The following is a 4,055-nucleotide window of genomic DNA, read 5'->3' as shown; positions in this document are numbered from 1 at the left end:
AGAATGGGTTGATAGTTCTTTAAATTTAAAAATAACTCTAAAAGATCTAAAAAAGAATGATTTTAGAAATGTTATAAGTTCTAAGCTTGGATACTCATGCAAAGAACTATCTTCTTTTTTATATGATTTGACAGGTGGTAACTTACTAAAACTAAATTATGTAATTAGGGACATATATAATAAAGGATATGTAGATATCGATGAAAATGGCAATTGGAAGATAGAAATAAAAGAATATGAAGATGTTTTTATATATTCAGATATACATGATATTTTTAAAAAACAGTTAAATTCAGTATCAAAAAAGGCACTTGATTTTATTAATGTAGCTTCAATATTTAATAAATATATATTAAATGATGTAATTATGGAAATTATTAATTTAAATAAAGTAAATAATGAAGAAATAATAAAAGAGCTATTAGAACATAAAATAATAAAAGAAAATTATTATAATAATAAATTAGTATATAATTTTCATAATATAGAATTAAAAAAATTATTATATTATGAAATGAATAAATGGTATAAAATAAAACTCCATGAAAATGTATCTAATATTATATTAGAAAAGGTAGCTCTAGAAGAAGATTTTATTTTAGAGGAATTATCTTTTCAATTAGTAAAATCTAATAAAGAAAATTTAGCATTAAATATTGTTTTAAAAAGAGCGAAAAATGGAAAAAATAAATTAAGCAATGAATCTTTATATTTATGGGAGCTAGCTTATTCGTTAATAAAAGATGATCCCCTATATAGAAACAACTATAAAGTTTTGGATATTTTAGATAATTTAATTGAAATTTATAACTTAAAGGAAAAAGAAAGAGATGTATATCCATATATAAAGAAATTAAATAGAATATCTAAGATTCAAGGGAATTATTTTTATATAATTAAATCTAAATATTATGAGTCAGACTATTTTATTTTAAGAAATGAGTTGGAAGATGTATCTATTAAAATAAAAGAAATATTCGACTTATCTAAAAAATATAATCTTTATGAAGGTAAAATGATGGGACTATATTTAGAGAGTAAAATATATTTAAAAGACAATAGCTCGGGTCTATTTTTAAAAACTTGTGAAGAATTTATATTAATGGCAAAAAATCATAAAAAAGAACAGCATTTAGGAAATGTATATAACTTGCTTGGAATACATTATTATCTTAATGGATCTATTACAAAGGCAATTAAAACATTTAAAGAAAGTATTAAATATTTTAACTATGAAAAAAACATAGGAGAGTTGATAAAACCTATAAATAATATAGGCGGAATTTATTTTGAGTACTTTCATGATGATGAGAAAGCCTTAAATTTTTTTGAAAAAGGATATAATATATCTGAGAAATATAAATTAGACTTTGGCATTTCTATTTTTTCTTTAAATATGGGAATTATTTATTTAGAAAAACTACAAATTGAAAAAGCATTAAAGCTATTAGAAAGGTCTAATGAAATTTCTGAAAAACGAAAAGATTTTAGAGGCGTTTTTCTAAGTACAATAAATTTAGCTATAACATATTTATGGAAGGAAGATATTGAATCCTTATATAATTTATATATTTTCATAAATGATAAATTCAATGATAACTCAATAAGGGACATAGAATTAACTTCTTCATATTATGATTTTTTATCTAAAGTCTATGGATATTTTGGAGTTTGGGATGAGGCTCTAAAAAATACAATCTTATCAAAAAATCTATATAAAGATTTCAATATGAAAGAATATAATAAATCTATTTTAATGGAGATTTATTATAATTATTGTATAAAGGGAGAAATAGATGTAAGTCAGATGCATCTACTCCGTGATGTGTTAAAAAGCTATTCTGTTAATAGTATAAATAACGAGACATTAATGATCATATTAAAAATATGTGGGTTAAGCTTATTAAATAAAGATTTAAAACTTACACATAAATTACTATATATATATAATAATTTACAATCTAGTAATGAATTAAAAATTTTAGAGATAATAAGAAAATCAATAGAGATTAATATAGAATCTAATAAAAAAATATTATTTGAATTAGAATCTATTGATACAAATAGGTATAGTCTAAGTGTACAAAACATTTTAAATCTAAGTATAGGAGTAAGCCTTTTTAACAATAAATATTATAAAAGGGCCATTTATTTTTTATTAAAGGGTTTAGGGAATATATTGTCATCAATTGAATATTTTGAAGATCATGAGTTAGTAAAAGAATTTATAATATCTAGACATGGCGATTTAATTAAAGAATATATATGCCGAGCTATTAAACTAGAGTTTAATAAAAATATAAAATTTGTGAAAATAATGAATGTAAAAAAAGAAGATATATATAAATGTTTTGATATAAGTGATATTACAACTGTGCTTACTGATAAGCAAATAGATAGCATATTTTATACTTATAAAAAAGAATACGAAGTACATGACATTGAAGAGTTATTAAGTACTACAAGTGATAATTATAAATATAACTTGGATAATATTTTAAAATATATAGCAAATAAAACAATGGCGGAAAAAGGATTTATAATTTTATATGATAAAATAATAAATGAATATAGGATTTTATCTAGCTTGAAACAGGAGGATATAAAGGACTTAAATTTAAATAAACTGGTTTATTTAGATAGAAAAAAAGAGGGAATATTATTAAATAAAAGTTATATAAATATATGTAAGCAAAATATGTTTAAAGCTTTATCAAAAGAATATATGGGAATATTAGGTGTTCCTATTGGAACTAAAATGATTAGTCCATATATAAATGGAGACAGAAGAAAGGAAAAAACTTATGAAGAAGATGAAAGATTTGCTGATGAAAGATATAAAGGTTATATTTATTTAGAAACAAACAGTTATATAAATAAATTTAGTCATAAAAACTTCAATAAATTGAAAGGTATCTCTAAGTTAGTTTATTTAAATGTAGAAAACTATATGTTGAAAAATATTACAAACACAGACAAATTAACAAATACAATGACTAGAAAATATTTTGATTCAAGTTTACAAAGCTATATAGACAAAGATGTAGATAGGAATGCAGAATTTACTTTGTTGATGTTAGATTTAGATGATTTTAAAAAGATAAATGATACATGTGGTCATTTAAAAGGGGATAATGTATTAGAAAGAATAGGACTAGTTTTAATAAATAATACAAGAATAACAGATTTGGTATGTAGATATGGTGGTGATGAATTTATCATAGCACTATTAGACACTGATTTAAGCCAAGGAATTAAAATAGCTGAAAAGATTAGAAGGAAAGTTGGTAATATATCAATATCAGGATTAGAGAGGAAACTATCGGTAGCCATAGGAGTATCTCACTATCCTACACATAGCAAGTTGAGAGAAATACTTACAAAAAAAGGAGATGAAGCATTATATTTTGCAAAGGATAAACTAGGAAAAAATTCAGTTGCTGTTTGGGAAAGTTCATACTCGAAAAGAGAAGATGATTATAAGAATTATCAAGAAGATTCTTTTGATATATGTAGTATAGATGATAAAATAGCACTTGCTATAATAAAAACAACAAATTTAATTAAAAAAAGTTTAGATTTAAAAGAAAAAGGAAATATATTTTTAGATATTTTAATAGAAAACCTAGATGTAGAGGAAGCACATTTAACATTTATTAAAGGGTTTAAAATAAGTGATTCTATTGTTAAAAATAGAATTAAAACTAGATCTTCTAAAACATCAAAGTATAAATTGAACATTATCAATAGAGCATTATCTTATAAAAAGCCTGAATGCTTTATTGATTGGGATAATTATGATAGAATTAATACATTAACAGGAGCACCAGATTGGAAATCAATAATATATGTACCCTTAATTAAAAATGGTAGTATAGAAGGTATAGTTTATACTTGTATATCTATAAGTGAAAAGGAATTTAAAAAAGATGAATTTAATTTGGTGCAAATATTATCAGATATATTTTTAGCTAATTTTTAATTTTATTAAATGATTAAATTAAGTAATTGCGAAACTATCTATAAAAACTGAACAACAAAAATAGAAATCTTGC

The 4,055-nt window shown here is 22.2% G+C and carries 1 protein-coding gene; it reads left to right on the top strand.

The genetic code is table 11. The features are described from left to right. Window positions 1-3,982, top strand: a 3,982-nt coding sequence (locus tag ACTHW2_RS11625; protein ID WP_442264082.1) for a diguanylate cyclase, incomplete at its 5' end; no start/stop codon positions are given. Window positions 3,983-4,055: the final 73 nt, after the last annotated feature.

It is taken from the genome of Tissierella sp. (assembly GCF_052089545.1).
GTDB lineage: Bacteria > Bacillota > Clostridia > Tissierellales > Tissierellaceae > Tissierella_A.
This window is presented reverse-complemented; position numbering and strand designations above follow the sequence as displayed.